The sequence below is a fragment of the Acidobacteriota bacterium genome, from assembly GCA_021161905.1.
Classification (GTDB): Bacteria; Acidobacteriota; B3-B38; order Guanabaribacteriales; family JAGGZT01; genus JAGGZT01.
The window spans coordinates 1-15520 of the sequence record JAGGZT010000045.1 but is presented as its reverse complement, the minus strand read 5'-3'; the positions used below and the strand labels follow the sequence as shown (position 1 = coordinate 15520).

The following is a 15520-nucleotide window of genomic DNA, read 5'->3' as shown; positions in this document are numbered from 1 at the left end:
CTCCTACTTCCGGTTAATCCCTTTTCTACCCCACTTCGGGGTAGTACCCTCTATCTCAACTATATCAACCTGGTTTAGCCTTCTTAGATTAGAGAGCTGCCCCAAAACCTGGGGGCGGGGTAAAGCGGTGAGCTTAGCCAGTTCGGGAACAGAATACGCCCTCTCCGCCAATAAGGAGAGAAGCTCGAAAGCGGTAAGCTCATCAGAGATGACGCTATAAAACATCCGTTTGAGCTCGAGTTGGGTGAATCGCTCACCAAAGAGATTGCCCTTTTCTGAAAGCTCATCCCGTTTTCCTAAAAGGAAGGGGAGCTTCCGTGCAGAAAGCCCTTTTTTCGCCGCCTCGATCTTCCTCTTGAGCCTCTCCTCAGAAATCTCCTCAAAAAGCGAAGGGAGAGGTTCAATCCTCTCCAAAAAATCCATAACGAACCGATCGACCTTCTCCCCACCCTTACGAGAAACTTGACAGAAGAAGAACCTAAGGGGAGATATCCCCAACCAAGAGATAACTGCAGAGATAAGATCAGCCAAGCCTTCGCTTCTCTTCCCTTCAGGGTCTTCAGTTGACAACACATCCCCCAAAAAGATACCATCTACTCCCCTGAGAAATGGCTCAAGAAGAGAGGCAGGAGGAAGCTCTGCCATTGTATCCTCAAGCCAAAGCTCCACCGATGAGGGGAACTTTTCCCTCTTCCCTATTCCCCAAGTAGGGGCAAAAACGACTACCTTTTTCTCCATTGAACTCTCCTCCCCTTCAGGATCAAAAACCATCTCCTTAAGTGCCTCAGCTGAAAAACACAGAGATAGAACCTCCTCTTCTTTCGAAAGCCCATCGCTCACCCTGATGATTGGGCAAAAAGTAGAAAACGGAACCTTATTTTATATCCCTTAATGAAGAAAAGGTCAAGATTTTATTTCAATGGGACAAAAGAAACCTCCCCCTCTCTGGGAAGGGGAAGGAGGGGATCGGCTAAGGAAAATGGGGGCTCGGGTAAAGAAGCCACCCGAGCCCCAAAAGTTCGGGAAGAAATTACACCCCGAGGATCTTGTCCACCTCTTCCAAATCGTGTTCCCTCACATAGGGGATACCAGTGACCTCGGCAGCCTCCTTGGTAAGGGCGATGAGATCATCACGCCCTATGCTATCCAAGGTGAACTTCCGAGCACCAGCCATCAACTGCCTGAGACCGGTAGCCAGCCGATCGGCGTAGGTATACATTCCAATGGCACCAACGGGTAGCCGCTCGAAGTCCTTCCCGTACTTCGCCTTGAGCTCAGCAGCCTTGACATAGATCTGCTCGATGTTGTTGCCGTACTTGGAGACGGAAGGAGGAAACTTGCCCTCCCTGATCCCCTTATCGATTCCCTTGGATATTGAGATGAGAGTAATCTACCGGATAATCCTTGGTGGCACCAGCGGTCACTTTAGAATACGGCTGAGGATAGAGCACCTCTCGTCCCCGGAGCGAAGAGGTTCACACCTCGCAGCCACCGGGGCAGCCATCCCAAACAAACGGGACAAAGACCGGATATGGGAGCTACATCAGGAATGCGGTTCTTTGTTCCCGTAGCCAAGCTTGCATTGGGTCTCTGAAAAGTTATCTTTTACCACCTCATTACATCGGTTTATTTATTAAGCCTTTAAAACAAGGATTTACTTCCTCGCCTAAATTATTTTGCTCTTTGGGCCTCACCTCCTATTACTCCATTTTTTACAATAAATTACACCCGAAATTCCCCCTTCTCTTAGTCCCCCAAAAACCGTTTGTCAACAAAAAGCCTCTTTTTCAAAATTCTTATGGATTAAAATCCCTGGAGGCTTGAAAGGAGAGGAAACCTAAAATTTAAGGTAGTAAAAACTCCATGAGTCCTCCGTCTCAAACTACAATATCCTTTTTCCTCTTTCTCCATTAAACAAAAGAGGAGATTGTTATATCAACTCACCCTCTCCTGTCAACCCTAAAAATTTTTCCCTAAAGGAGCTAAGTGGGAGGTATCGTTGAATAAGATGAGCTCTCTCAACCTCTCCCTCACCCGAACGATGGATAAAGAGGCGTTCATTACCGGAAATGACCGATAATGTCTGTTATCGATCTCCAAGAGATGGAAGATGGCGAGTCGGACCACCATATCATGGGTGGCGATGAGGATCCTCTCTCCTCTATGAGTGGAGAGGAGTTCATCGATCTTCCTCCCCACCCGGTCCCGTACCATATCCACCGTCTCAAGCCCGGGAAGATGAACCTTAGCCGGCTCCGTCTCCCAAAGCTCCTTCTCCTTGGGATATCTCTCTCCCACCTCTTTCCAAGTAAGTCCCTCCCAAGGACCAAGCCTTATCTCTCCGAGCTCGGGATAAAGCTCGAGTCTTCCTCCAGGATGATGTCCCAGTATCGCCTCCACCGTCTCCTTTGTTCGTCTTAAGGGACTGCTGGCAAAGAAATCTATCTCCTCATTCGCCAGCCGTTTCCCGAGGAGAGCAACCTGCTTCCTTCCAACCTCATTTATGGGTTCATCTATCCAACCCATAAACCTCTTCTGTCGATTGAATTCGGTCTCTCCGTGGCGGACAAGGAAGAAAATGGTAACCGTCATTACCAACCAACCTCCTTCATAACTTATCGAAGTTTAATTCTACGACAAAACGAAGGGGAAAAACAACCACTATCCATCTTGACAGGAAGAGTATATATTGGGTAAAAAGAGAAGGTCTATTGTTTTTCCTTAAGGGGGGAGAGATGGAATTCTTCGAGGTAGTGGCTAAGAGATGTTCTGTGCGAAGGTTTCTCGCCAAGGGGGTGGAGGAGGATAAGCTGACAAAGGTCCTTGAGACGGCAAACGCTGCCCCTTCAGCGGGCAACCTCCAAGCCTACGAAATCTATCTAATTAGGGACGAGGCGTTGAAGGAAAAGCTCGTTGATGCTGCCTACGGACAACTTTTCATCGCCTCTGCCCCGGTGGTTCTCGTCTTCACCGCCAATAGAAGACGTTCTGCAGCGCGGTACGGCTCGCGGGGAGCGGAACTCTACAGCCTTCAGGACGCCACCATTGCTGCCAGCTATGCTCAGCTCGCTGCTGTCGCCTTGGGACTCGCCACCGTATGGATCGGTGCCTTCAATGAAGAGGAGGTGGGAAAAGCCCTTTCCCTGCCAAGGACGGAGCGGCCGATAATCATTCTTCCCCTGGGTTATCCTGCGGAGGAGCCACATCCTACAAGAAGGAGAAGACTCGAGGAGATCGTCCATAAGGTGGAAGGATAGAGATGAGGGAAAAATCTGTTTATTCCTTGACAAGGGGGGTTTCCTTATATATAAGGGTTCATATGAGAGGATAATCCTTAACTCACTTAATTTTCCCCTTAAGAATATAAAGGAAGAAGGGGGCAATGAATCATCGATTAACCACTGAACCGACGGTAAAGAAGTTAGAGCTGGTAAAGGAGGGGAGCTACGAGAACCTCCTCAAGCTCTCTATTTTTATGTTCATTAGTCTCATTATCCTGCTTGCGGTGGTAACTGGCTCATTTCAGAAGGCGGACTATTGGTATCACCTTCGCTATGTCCCACGCTATTTCACCCTTCCCCTATTCCTCTACGCCTGTATGGTGGCGATACATCTCCCTTACCGCGCCTTCCTCTGCTTCCGTTACCGTTCCTTCCCCATAAAGGAGAAAAAGAGACTTCCCCGAGTGACGGTGGTAATCCCCGCTTACAACGAAGGGGAGATGGTGGAGAAATCGATCCTCTCCGCTGTCGCCGCCGATTACCCCAAGGAGCTAAAGGAGATAATCTGCATCGATGATGCCTCCAAGGACGACACCTGGTATTACATCGACCGGGCGAGAAAACGCTATCCCGATCTGGTGAAGACGATAAGGTTCAAAGAGAACAAAGGAAAGAGGGAGGCACTTGCTGCGGGAATGAGGATCGCTAAGGGCGATATCATCGTCACTATGGACTCCGACAGCGTGATGGAGAAGGACGCCTTGAGGGCGATTGTCGCCCCCTTCGATGATCCCAGGGTGGGCGCTGCCACCGCCAAGGTAAAGGTATATAACAAAACGGAAAATCTCTTAACCAGGATGCTCGCCGTCCGCTATACCTTGGCTTTTGAATTCTTCCGTGCCTCCCGCTCTGCCTTTAGAACGGTCTTCTGCTGTTCCGGCGTGCTCTCCGCCTACCGGAAGACGGTGATCGATAAGATACTCGAGCCTTGGGTGAACCAGATATTCTTAAACCAACGGTGCACCTATGGGGATGATCGTTCCCTCACCAACTTCGTCCTTCGCTCAGGGTACGACACCGTTTATCAGAAGACCGCGGTGGTCTATACCACAGTGCCCAACAACCTGAAGAAGCTCGCCAAGATGTTAACCAGATGGCACAAGAGCTTCATTAGGGAGAGCATTATTTTCGCCACCTTTATGTTCAAGCGCTATCGCCCCAGAAACCGGATATTACCTATATTCGATTTCGTCCTTTCGGTAACCCTCATCCCCTTCCAGTTCTATGTTCTCTTCTACTCGATGAGATATTTCTTTATCGACCCCGTCCTTATCCTTCGCTTTCTCGCTATGATAAGCATAATGGGTTCCATCTATATCCTTCTTTACATAAAGTTCGAGAAAAACACTGACTTTGTCTTCGGGATGCTTTATCCCTATCTCCATGTATTTGTCCTTATCTGGACCGTTCCTTATGCGATAATCACCTTCAGGGACACCTCCTGGCTTACCAGATGAGCTCTGTTGAATATAAAAGAGAGATATTTTAAAAAAAAAATCAAGGATATCTTCCCCCTGAAGTACGGTATCCAAGCAAGAAAGCTCGCTTTTGCTGTTTTTTGGTCTAAACTATAAATTTTTACCTCGGTATGTCGATATAAAGATAATGGAACCTCCTTCAGAGGGAGGTATTTACCTGAAGAAGAACAACTGATTACCAAATATGATGGACACCTCACCCGTTATTTTAGCTGATTTCCCTATGGAGATAAAAGAGAGGGACATCCTCCACCTCCTCGGCTATCGGAGAGCCAAGACACCACCCCCACGGGTGCTTAAATTGGTGGAAGAGGTGGTAGCCAGAGCTTCGGAGCTAATCTTCCCCCGGGCGGTCTATCGCCTCATACCTAAAAAGGAGTACCCAAAACATACCCTCTTCCGGGAAACAGAGGTAATTGGCCTCGCCATCTGCACCGTAGGGGAGAAACTCGATGAGGAGATAACCAAGCTTTCGGAGAAGGGTAGGATGCTCGAAACCCTCATTCTTGATGCTCTCGGTTCCGAAGCATTGGAGCGGACAGCTGACTACACCAACGCCCATATCTGCCATCGAGAGGATATTGCTCACCTCCACCCTTACCCGAGGATAAGCCCAGGCTATGGTAAATGGGAGCTTGAACAACAGCGGATCATCTTCTCCTTTCTCCCGGTGGAGAAAATCGAAGTAATGCTGACCCCAGGGCTGATAATGGCTCCCCGGAAGTCGCTCTCTTTTGCGGTACGATTGATGAAGAAACCCTACCCCTATCCTACAAAACCCTCCCTCTGCGATACTTGTCACCTAAAACATTGTCCCTTTCATCAGAAGGAAGGCTAATTGCCAACTTTCTCCCTTTCAAGGTAATTATCGAACCAGGAAAGAGCACGCCTTAATACATCTATCCGATGAGCGGGCTCCCGGGAGATACCATGTCCCTCCCGGGGATATCTCACAAATTCAAACCTTTTCTTGAGCTTCTTCAGGGCGGTGTACATCTCAAGTGAGTTGCTGATGAAGGTATTAGCGTCCGCGTCCCCGTGGAGGATGAGCACCGGGGTCTCAATGTTCCTCACATAATAGAAGGGAGAGCGCCTTAGATAAGGATCTAGTTTCTCCCAGTAATAGTAACCTAAATACTCCTTCTCGAAGGTGGGGATGTTCGAATTGGAGAAATCGGTGATGAAGTTGAAGATGCCGTACATCGATACCGCTGCTTTGAACCTTTTGGTCTGGGTTATCGCCCAGTTGGTCATATAACCGCCATAGCTTCCTCCCATTATCCCCAATCTATCAGGATCGGCGATCCCCAGCTCAATCACCTTATCCACTCCAGCCATAATGTCGCGGAAATCGCCTCCGCCGAGATCGCCCCGGTTGATGGTGCCGAACCTATTTCCATATCCCGAGCTCCCCCTGAAATTCGGAGCCAAAACCGCATAACCGGAAGCGGCAAATATCTGCATTCCCCTATCCCGAAACACATTCCGCACCCTACCATGAGGTCCTCCATGGACGATGACGATAAGGGGGTATCTCACCCCCGGCTTATAGTCCACCGGTTTGACCAAGACCCCTTCTATCTTAAGCCCGTCCGAGGAGCGCCAGCTTATCACCCCCTGCTTCCCTATCTTCCTCTTGGAAAGATCAAGGTTCAGGGCGGTGATCTTCCTCTCTGCTCCCTTTCCGGAAAGCGGCAGGAGGAAGACCTCGGGAAGGCTTTTCTCATCCTCACGAACGAGGAGCATCCTCTTAGCCATCCGATCGATATCGAAGCCGTAATAGTTCGCCTTCCCCCTGGTTATCCGCTCCACCTTTCCCCCTGGTGCGGGGACGCGGAAGATATGGGTCTCGGTGCCAAGTGGTGCTTCAAAGTAGATGAACTTGCCATCAGCACTCCAGCGGAATCTGCTTATCGTCCGATCGAAGGAGGAGGTGAGCGGTCTCGCTTTACCCCCAACTACCGGGATTATGTAGATCCTCTCGATGGAGGCGGCAAAGGTGGGATCAACCGGGGCAAGGTAGGCGATGAACCTTCCATCAGGGGAAAAACGGGGCATCCGCTCAGGACCAGGAAAGCCGGTAAGCTTTCTCGCCTTACCTGTCTTCACATCAAGGAGGAAGATATCGTAGTTCAAATAATCATCCCTATCTCCGGTATAGTTAGTGGTATAAGCGACCAAATCACCCTTCGGCGAAGCGACTATCTCCCCTACCCCGTAGTCAGCGGTGGTTATCTTCCTCTTCTTTCCCGATTTCACATCGATGCTGAAAAACAGGATCTTCCTTTTGTCCTTTCCCACCACCCGGGCATCAAACCCCTTCTTTTTCTCCTTTTCCCTCCTCTCCCGTTCCTTCTTCGGAAGGGGCTCCCGAGTGGTATAGACGATGGTGTCTCCAGATAGCCAGGAGAAGCTGATCACCCCTTCCTTCTCCTTGGTCAACTGCCAGGCCTCCCCTCCATCATCCCTGATGAGGAATATCTGATTCTTCTTTCCTACCCTGTTTGAGAGGAAGGCGATAAGCCCCCCTTCCGGTGACCACTTGGGGGAACTGTCCCGTTTCTCCGAGGTGGTCAACCTTATAATCTCGTTTTTCTTGAACCTTATGAGGTAGAGATCGGGGTTGTAGTGGTTCTTGGCAAAATTGACCCGATTTAAAACAAAGACCGCGCTCTCACCCTCAGGGGAAAATGCTAAGGAACTTATCGTCTTCACCCCCACCATCTCCTCGATGGTGATCGTCTTCTTCTCCTCAGATAATCCGGAGAGGGAGAAGAAGACAACACTAACTAAAAGAAACGAGAAAAGAAATCGCCTTTTCATTTTACCCTCCCAAAGATATCCCTACACTCCTCTTTACAAGTTTGAGAAAGAGCCAAGTTCCTAAAATGCTCACCACCCCAGCAAATAGGAAGGGGGCGGAGATATTGTAAGAATCAAGGAGCTTCCCTCCAATGAGGGGACCGCTTGCCAAACCGAGGCTCATCGCCAAATTGAACAGGGACATCGATTGTCCCATCCCCTGCTTCCTCCCCGGCTCTACCATCATCGCGGTAGCCGCGGGAAGGGCGATCGCTGAAGCAACACCGAAAACAACGCTTACGAGAAACAGGGTAAGGAAGGTATGGGCTAAAGGGAGAAGAAAGAGAGCTAAAGAAACAAGCGAAGCCCCGATAAAGACGAGCTTCTTCCGTGATTTCCTGTCGCATAATCTCCCGAAGTAATCCTGAAGAAACGAGGTAAGAAGTATGTTCACCGCTACCAGAACACCAATCCCCATCTCCGCCACTCCCGCCCTTCTGCTAGCAAAGATGGGGAGAAAGGAGGCAACGATCCCCCGGGCGATCGAGTTGGTGAAGCGAAATGCCATCACCCCTTGGATCGTAGGATGGATGAGTAATTTCCTATAAGAAAGATGGCTCCTCTCCACCTTTTTATGATAGCCGAGTTCGGGAAGAAAGAAGAGAACGAGGAGGAAAGCGAAGAAGGATAACCCTCCCATCAGATAAAAATCCATCCTGAAGCCGAAGAGATGGGCTACCACCCCGCCCATCAATGGTCCAAAGCCAAAACCGGCAAAAAGGAAGAGGTTCATCCTCCCCATAAGAGCCCCCTCCTTCCCCCTCTTTGCCATATCTCCCACATAAGCCATAGAGATGGGAACGACCATCGCCGCAGCGAAACCCTGAAGGAAACGGACTAAGGCGAGCGCCTCTCCACTCTCAGCGATCACATAACCCAATGACACCAAACTATAGATGAAGAGCCCCAGAGCGATGAACATCTTCCTCCCAACCCGGTCGGAGGCAGAACCGATTATGGGGAGGAATATCGCCCGGGAGATGGAGAAACCGGAGAAGATCACCCCGATGAGGAACCCACTCGCCCCAAGCTTCACCGCATAGATGGGGAGAAGGGGTGAGATTAAACCGATACCAATCATCGAGGTGAATATGGATAACCCTAATATAGAAAAAGCCCGCTGTTCCAAGGTATCACCTCAACCATTTATCCTCTTAAAATACCTGAAACAGGAGACCGTTTCAATCTCTAAGCATCAGCCCTACCTTTTTAAGACGGAATTCCCTCTCTACTCCTTGACAAAAACCCGCCGGAGGAGCACAATTAAAAGGAGCTTGAAATTTTTAAGGAGGATGTGTCGATGAAGAAAAGCGTAATTTTCCTTGCGATAGCCATCATCGTACTTGGTGCACTTAGTGTAGCGGCTCAGGAAGGAAGAGGCACGGGAAGGGTCAGGGGAAAGGTTCTCGATGAGAAGGGAAAGCCGATCGTAGGTGCCAACATAACTATGGTCAGCGACGAGTTCACCGCCACCTTTAGTGCAGTGAGCGATAAAAATGGAGAATGGGCGATAATGGGGTTCTCCGGTGGGATGTGGAAGATAACCGCCTCCGCCCCGGGTTATGCCCCCAAAACCAAACTCGTACGCCTTACCCAGCTTGCAAGAAACCCCTTGATCACATTCACCCTCAAAAAGGGTGAGCCAGGCAAGGCTGCCCTTGCTCCTGGTTCCAAGAAGATATTCGATACCGCTCTCGAAGCCTATAATGCGGGAAAGTACGATGAAGCGTTAGCCGGTTTTCAGAAATTTTTGGAGAAGAACCCCACCCTTTACCAAACTCATATCAACATCGGCAACTGCTATCGGAAGCTTAACAAGTATGAGGAGGCAATAGCCGAATACAAAGAGGTTCTGAAATATGAACCCACTTCAGTCCAGGCACTGACCAACCTCGGTGAATGCTACGCCAAGGAGGGACACCTGGATAAAGCGAAGGAATACTTTGAAAAGGTAACCGCTCAAAGCCCCAACGATCCCGTTGTCTTTTACAATCTGGCTGAGATCTACTTCAACGCTGGCGCAGTGGACGACGCCATCGAAAACTACCAGAAGGCGCTCGAGTTAAAGCCAGACTGGCCTCCCGCAATAATCAAGCTCGGTTATGCCTACTTGAACAAAAACGACATCCCGAAAGCGGTAACCTATTTCAAGAAATATCTTGAGGTCGCTCCTGATGGTCCCGATGCTCCGGTGGCGAAACAGCTTTTAGAGCAGTTTAAGGATCAACCACCCAACAAATAAACAAACCAACTCTTTCTTAATTTCTCCCCTATAGGGAAAAGGGGGGATTTTATTGCCTTTTCAAGGGATCATCATATGAAGAAAGGCTCTTTTTCATCGATAGGGGAAGTATATTCCAGCTGGGGAATAAGGGCGCTACCAGGTATTGGAATGTTAAGGGGAAAGAGCATCTTCTTCTACAGCCGTCGCATAGGGAAGGCACCCCAGGGCTATTTCCCGGACGAAAGATATACCGACTTTCCTGCGCAAACAACCATCTTGGCAGCCGCTAAGATTATAAGGAATGATCAGTGGTGGCTGGGATATTGGGATCATAAGCGCCCTCACCTCCCAGAAGCATGCTGAGGTGGAAGCAAATGGAGAAACGCTCTATAAGGAGAACAAACCCCCACCCAAGTATAGCACCGTTACTCCGCTCTTCAAGTATAAACCAGGGTCTGTTTTCTCCTTTGTCTGGATCCAAAACCATTCCCTTGTCCCCTATTTGGACTATCTCAACGAACCCTGGGGCGTTTCCATCGTCCCTCAGGGCGATATCCTCTTGGCAAAATTCAGTTATAGATTTAAAATGTAGTTCTTGGTAATAAGGGTGCTTATAACCCAATAACCATTTAGAGAGGGAAGGATGGAAAGAAAAGGTGTTTTGTCATTCCTACTTTTTATCGTCTTTGGAATTTCACTTATCAGTCTTGCTCAGGTTCCGAAGCCGAGCGAGGTAATCGGCTTCACCATTGGCGAGGACAGGAAACTACCGGAATGGAACCAGGTGGTTAAGTACTTCAATCTCCTGGACAAAGCGTCGGACCGAGTGAAGGTAATGGAGTTGGGAAAAACCACCGAGGGAAATCCGTTCATCTTGGCTATCATATCCTCCCCGAAAACGATCGCCAATCTCGATTATTATCGGAGAATCCAGGAGAAACTCGCCGACCCCAGAACGATAGGTAAAAAGGAAGCAGAAAAACTTATCCGAGAAGGAAAAACGATCGTCCTCATCACCTGCACCATCCACTCTACCGAGATAGCGAGCACTCAATTGGCGATGAAGCTCGCCTATCGCTTGGCATCGGAGAACAGTCCCGAGGTGCGCCACATCCTCGACAATGTGATCCTACTTCTCGTCCCCTCGCTCAACCCAGACGGACAGGTGCTGGTGGTGAACTGGTACAAAAAGACCCTGGGAACACCTTACGAAGGAACCTCGCCTCCGTTCCTCTACCACAAGTATGTGGGACACGATAACAACCGGGATTGGTACTTCTTCAGCCAGAAGGAAACGAGGCTCACTGTGGGAAAGATCCACAATGTGTGGCATCCTCAGATAGTTTACGATATGCACCAGATGGGCTCCTCCGGTGCCCGGATGTTTCTCCCTCCGTTTATCGACCCGATCGACCCCAATGTGGACCCCATCCTGGTGGCGGAGATAAACGACCTCGGCACCTCAATGGCGGCAGCGCTCATCGGAAAGGGGAAGAAGGGGGTACTCATCAACGACATATTCGATGCCTGGACCCCAGCCCGCTCCTATCAGCATTACCATGCTGGAGTACGCATCCTTTCGGAGTTAGCCAGTGTGCGGATAGCTACTCCAATAGTCGTCCCCAGGGAGAGGCTAAAACGGGGAAGAGGGGGAAGGAACTACCTCCAATCATCCTGGAAGTTCCCTCTTCCCTGGGAAGGTGGTGAATGGCATATCAGGGACATCATCAAATACGAAGAGATAGCTGCCTTCGCCTGCTTAAACCATGCAGCGAACTTCCGCACCCGCTGGCTCAGGAATTTCTATCTCATAGGGAAACGGGCGGTTACGAGAAAAGTCCCACCCTACGCTTACATAATCCCCCGAGGCCAAAAGGACCCAGCAACAACCGCAAAATTGCTCAATGTGCTCCGAATGGGTATGGTCGAAGTGGAAAAAGCCATCTCCCCATTCCTCGCCGATGGGATACGCTATCCCGCGGGTAGCTATGTGATAAGACTTGCCCAGCCCTACGGCTCCTTTGCCAAGACCCTGCTCGAGGTGCAACATTACCCCTACATCCCCCAGTATCCAGGAGGACCGCCGAAAAGACCCTATGATGTCACCGCTCAAACCCTCCCCTTCCTTATGGGGGTGAGGACGGTCGAGGTGAAAAAGCCTTTTACCGCCGACCTTGTTCTCGTAGATAAGATAAAACCACCCAAAGGGAGAATAGTTGGGAGAGGAGGCAGGTACTTCGCCTTCTCGCCGGAGACGAATGTAAGTTTCATCGTGATGAACCGCCTGCTCAAAAAAGGGGTAACCATCTACCGTACCAAAGGAAAACTTGTCATAGGAAAGGAGAGCCTCCCTCCGGGAAGCATCATTGTAAAAAATGAGAAAAAAGTAGCAGGGGATATAGCGAGAATGAGCGAAAAATTTCCCATCACCTTTTACCGCTTGAGAAGGCTTCCCAAAGTGCCTCTGATGAGGGAGGTTTCCCCTCGAGTGGGGATATATAAAAGCTATGTCCCCTCGATATCCGAGGGCTGGACCCGGTTCGTCCTCGAGCAGTTCGAGTTCCCCTATAAGAGCATTTTCAACAGGGATATAAGAAGAGGAGGACTTGCCTCAAGGTTCGACGCCATCATCCTCCCGGACCAAAGAGCAGAAACGATAATAAAGGGGCTTCCTAAAGGGAAATACCCTCCGAAGTACACCGGTGGTATCGGCAATGAGGGTATAAAAGCCCTTTCCTCCTTCGTTGAGGAGGGGGGTGTCCTCATCGCTATGGGTTCAGCTACCGAGCTTCCCATCAAGTACTTCCCTCTACCGGTAAGAAATACCTTAGCTGGGCTTTCCTCGAAGGAATTCTTTATCCCTGGCTCCATCCTCAGGCTCGAGGTGGACAACACCCATCCCATAGGATACGGTTCCCCGCGAAGGACCTATTGTATGTTCCGCTTCAGCCAGGCTTTCTCAGGGGATAAAGGGGAGACAGTGGCAAGATACCCGGCAAAGGATATATTGGCAAGCGGGTTCATCCTTGGAGAGGGACACCTGGCAGAAAGATCTGCTCTGATGGTCGTTCCTTATGGGAAGGGAAAGGTGGTATTGATCGGCTTCGATGTCCTCTATCGGGCACAGGCTTACGCCACCTTCCGTCTTCTCTTCAACTCAATATATCTTTCCACTCTTAAATAAGGAGGGTTGACGAAATGAGGAAGAAGTGGGTAATAGTCATTGGTCTAATCATCGCCCTCGCCGCTTTCATCCCTTCGTACGGGGAGAAGCGAGCAGGGGAAGCACCGCCCCTCCTCATTCCGGACAAGCTGGTGCCGATAATCCTAAACGAGGTCTCAGGGGAGATCCCCTTAAACAACGAGATAATGCTCGCTGGCATCAATCACAATCGCCCCGCTTCCGAATACCTGAACCATTTCTACGAATCGGAATATATGCTGAAGAAGCTCAAGGAGTATGGGATCGAAGGGAAAATAGAGAAGCTTCCCTCTAACAAAGGGAGAAAAACCTGGGATGCTGTCTCCGCTGAGCTGTGGATGGTTAAGCCGAAGCTGGTCAAGCTCACCTGCCTCGATGATGTCCCCGCCTGCCTCGCTCCGGGAAGCGCCTCCGCTGATGTTACTGCCGAGCTCATCTATGTAGGACCGGGAAACAGGGAGGAGTTCTATAAAGGTAAGGATGTAGCGGGAAAGCTTCTCCTCGTTGACGGCTCTCCCTTCTCCGCCCTCCGCCTGGGGATAGTGAAGTACAAGGCAGCAGGTATAATCTGCTTCTCCTCATCCCATCCTGAGTACGACCCCGATGAGGTCGGCTGGAACTGGCTGGGAGGATGGGGTGGAGGGATGAGCAGTACCTTCGCCTTCGTCGTCTCCTCCCGGATGGGGAACGAGCTCAGGCGGATGCTTGAGCGGGGAGTGAAGATAACCCTCCACGCCAAGTGCAAAACCACCAGTTATCCTGAAAACAACGAGGTGGTGGTAGCCCTCATCAAGGGAACTGAGCATCCTGAGGAGGAGCTATGGTTCACCGCCCATCTCTTCGAGGGATTCGCCAAACAAGGGGCGAACGACAACATCTCGGGAAGCGTTGCTATCCTCGAGGTGGCGCGGACGATAACCAAGCTCGTCCGTGAGGGGAAGATACCTCCTCCGAAGCGCTCTATCCGCTTCCTCTGGATAAACGAGTTCTCCGGAACCATCGCCTACATCAAGAAACATCCGGAACTCCTTAAGCGAGCGTTTGCGGTGATCAATGAGGATATGGTGGGGGAAGGACTGAGGATGAACAACGGCATCTTCCGGCTCAAGTGCACCCCCTGGTCCCGTCCCAGCTTCCTGAACGATGTGGTGGCGAATGCAATCGAATATGTGGGGATGACCAACCGTGATGATATCGAGGGAAGACCCCATGGGATCCTCAATCCGATATACTCCCCCCATGGAAGCCGTGATACCTTCTATTACAGCATCGATCGTTACTTTGGAGCGAGCGATCATGCGGTATTCGACGATGGAGGGGTGGGGATCCCCGGCGTGATGCTCATCGTTTGGCCCGATATGTGGTACCATACCGATCGCGATCGTCCGGATAAATCGGATTCCACCCAGCTGAGAAGGGTTTGCTTCCTCTCCACCGTTTCCGCCCTCTTCCTTGCGAATGCGGGGGAGAAAGAAGCGCTCGCCCTCGCCCCCTACATCCTCTCCCAGGGGCTTTCCCGCATCGCTTGCGATATGAAAAGGGCAACGATGCTCCTGGCAAAGAGCAAAAAGGAGGAACTTGCCACCAACTATAAGGAAGCGGTCAACATCGTGCATCAATCCGTCCTCAGGGAGAAAGAAACCATCGCCTCAGTCTCCTTCTTCGCCAAGAACAGCCCCAAGGTATCGTCCCTAATCAACTCTCTCTCGAGGAACCTTACCGCCCGGGAGAGGATAGCGCGGAGGGATCTCTTCGCTTTATATCGCTCCTTAGCAGTCAGGTTCGGGATGAAGCCGATCCTGCCGAAGCTAAGCCTCGAGGAGAGAAAGGCGGCGCGGTTGATACCTAAGAGAACAAAGGACTTCGAGGGCTATTTCGACTCCTTCCTCTTCTATATGAGGATAGGAAAGATGCCCCAGCTCAGGCTTCCGAGGATGGCGACATTTGAGATAAGAAACTTCATCAATGGAAAGAGGAGCATCCTCGACATCCGAAATGCGGTCTCTGCAGAATATGAGCCAGTACCACTCGCCGAGGTAACAAAGTACATCAAACTCCTCGAGAAGGCGAAATTCGTGACCATAGAAAAAAAGAAGTAGCAGAGGAATAGGGCTAAAAAATAAGGGGTGCCTTCTTAAGGCACCCCTTTTTTTCTAAGTGTAGCTTGGCTTTAACCCTTCCTGCTCTTATCCTCACATACCAATCATCCTCGGATACGCGAAGGAGTAGAGAATAGTTTTCATCCCCTCCCCGAAGTTCCCACAAGATGTAATATCTACCCTTACTCGAAATGAAGGAGGATTTCAATATCCCATAGGAGGTCGCTACAGCGGTTTCCTCGACCGCCTTCTTCCCAAAGCTAAACTCGGGGTATTGCCCAAACGATAACCCAGCAACAAGAAAAACAAGAGGGACGGTTAGAAAGATAAACTTTACTCCCTTCTTCATCTACCTTCCCTCCCTATACTAAAGG

At 50.3% G+C, this 15520-nt stretch carries 14 protein-coding genes; 8 read left to right on the top strand and 6 right to left on the bottom strand.

Features of this window, described 5'->3' with window-relative positions; all coding sequences use genetic code 11:
- Positions 1–3 precede the first annotated feature (3 nt).
- Together J7L64_06260 and J7L64_06255 are read right to left on the bottom strand one after the other, a co-directional pair.
- Entirely contained in the window at positions 4–738 is a 735-nt protein-coding gene (locus tag J7L64_06260) for a hypothetical protein (protein ID MCD6451945.1), read from the bottom strand.
- 292 nt (positions 739–1030) lie between these two features.
- A complete protein-coding gene (locus tag J7L64_06255) occupies positions 1031–1219 on the bottom strand; it encodes a hypothetical protein (GenBank protein ID MCD6451944.1) in 189 nt (62 codons plus the stop codon).
- A 160-nt stretch (positions 1220–1379) separates the two neighbouring features.
- On the opposite strand from J7L64_06255, the gene J7L64_06250 reads away from it, so the two are divergent.
- Positions 1380–1571, top strand: a complete 192-nt coding sequence (locus J7L64_06250) for a hypothetical protein (GenBank protein MCD6451943.1) — start codon at positions 1380–1382, stop codon at positions 1569–1571.
- Between the two features lie 388 nt (positions 1572–1959).
- Here the strand turns inward: J7L64_06250 and J7L64_06245 are convergent, their stop codons facing one another.
- The gene (locus J7L64_06245; protein ID MCD6451942.1) at positions 1960–2592 is read right to left on the bottom strand and encodes a histidine phosphatase family protein; all 633 of its coding nucleotides are present in this window, start codon (positions 2590–2592) and stop codon (positions 1960–1962) included.
- A gap of 143 nt (positions 2593–2735) precedes the next feature.
- Between J7L64_06245 and J7L64_06240 the strand changes: the two genes are divergently transcribed.
- From J7L64_06240 to J7L64_06230, 3 genes are all read left to right on the top strand, one after another.
- Positions 2736–3257 (top strand): nitroreductase family protein, encoded by a 522-nt coding sequence (locus tag J7L64_06240; protein MCD6451941.1) that lies wholly within the window; start codon positions 2736–2738, stop codon positions 3255–3257.
- Between the two features lie 125 nt (positions 3258–3382).
- The gene (locus J7L64_06235; protein ID MCD6451940.1) at positions 3383–4738 is read left to right on the top strand and encodes a glycosyltransferase family 2 protein; all 1356 of its coding nucleotides are present in this window, start codon (positions 3383–3385) and stop codon (positions 4736–4738) included.
- 244 nt (positions 4739–4982) lie between these two features.
- Complete coding sequence (locus J7L64_06230; protein ID MCD6451939.1) at positions 4983–5597, top strand: hypothetical protein; 615 nt, start codon at positions 4983–4985, stop codon at positions 5595–5597.
- On the opposite strand, the gene J7L64_06225 is transcribed toward J7L64_06230, so the two are convergent.
- Positions 5594–7582 carry a S9 family peptidase gene (locus J7L64_06225; GenBank protein MCD6451938.1) on the bottom strand — a complete coding sequence of 663 codons (1989 nt, stop codon included), beginning with the start codon at positions 7580–7582 and terminating at the stop codon, positions 5594–5596. The genes J7L64_06230 and J7L64_06225 overlap by 4 nt on opposite strands.
- 1 nt (position 7583) lies before the next feature.
- Complete coding sequence (locus J7L64_06220; protein ID MCD6451937.1) at positions 7584–8750, bottom strand: MFS transporter; 1167 nt, start codon at positions 8748–8750, stop codon at positions 7584–7586.
- 171 nt (positions 8751–8921) lie between these two features.
- Between J7L64_06220 and J7L64_06215 the strand changes: the two genes are divergently transcribed.
- The 4 genes from J7L64_06215 (at position 8922) to J7L64_06200 (ending at position 15146) form a co-directional block, all read left to right on the top strand.
- Positions 8922–9863: a tetratricopeptide repeat protein gene (locus J7L64_06215; GenBank protein ID MCD6451936.1), complete on the top strand. Its 942-nt coding sequence runs from the start codon at positions 8922–8924 to the stop codon at positions 9861–9863.
- A gap of 283 nt (positions 9864–10146) precedes the next feature.
- Positions 10147–10437: a hypothetical protein gene (locus J7L64_06210; protein ID MCD6451935.1), complete on the top strand. Its 291-nt coding sequence runs from the start codon at positions 10147–10149 to the stop codon at positions 10435–10437.
- Between the two features lie 51 nt (positions 10438–10488).
- Entirely contained in the window at positions 10489–13029 is a 2541-nt protein-coding gene (locus tag J7L64_06205; GenBank protein MCD6451934.1) for a hypothetical protein, read from the top strand.
- A 14-nt stretch (positions 13030–13043) separates the two neighbouring features.
- On the top strand, positions 13044–15146 hold the full coding sequence (locus J7L64_06200) for a M28 family peptidase (GenBank protein ID MCD6451933.1): 2103 nt from the start codon (positions 13044–13046) through the stop codon (positions 15144–15146).
- Between the two features lie 13 nt (positions 15147–15159).
- Here J7L64_06200 and J7L64_06195 read toward each other — a convergent pair whose 3' ends face one another.
- Entirely contained in the window at positions 15160–15495 is a 336-nt protein-coding gene (locus J7L64_06195; protein MCD6451932.1) for a hypothetical protein, read from the bottom strand.
- Positions 15496–15520: the final 25 nt, after the last annotated feature.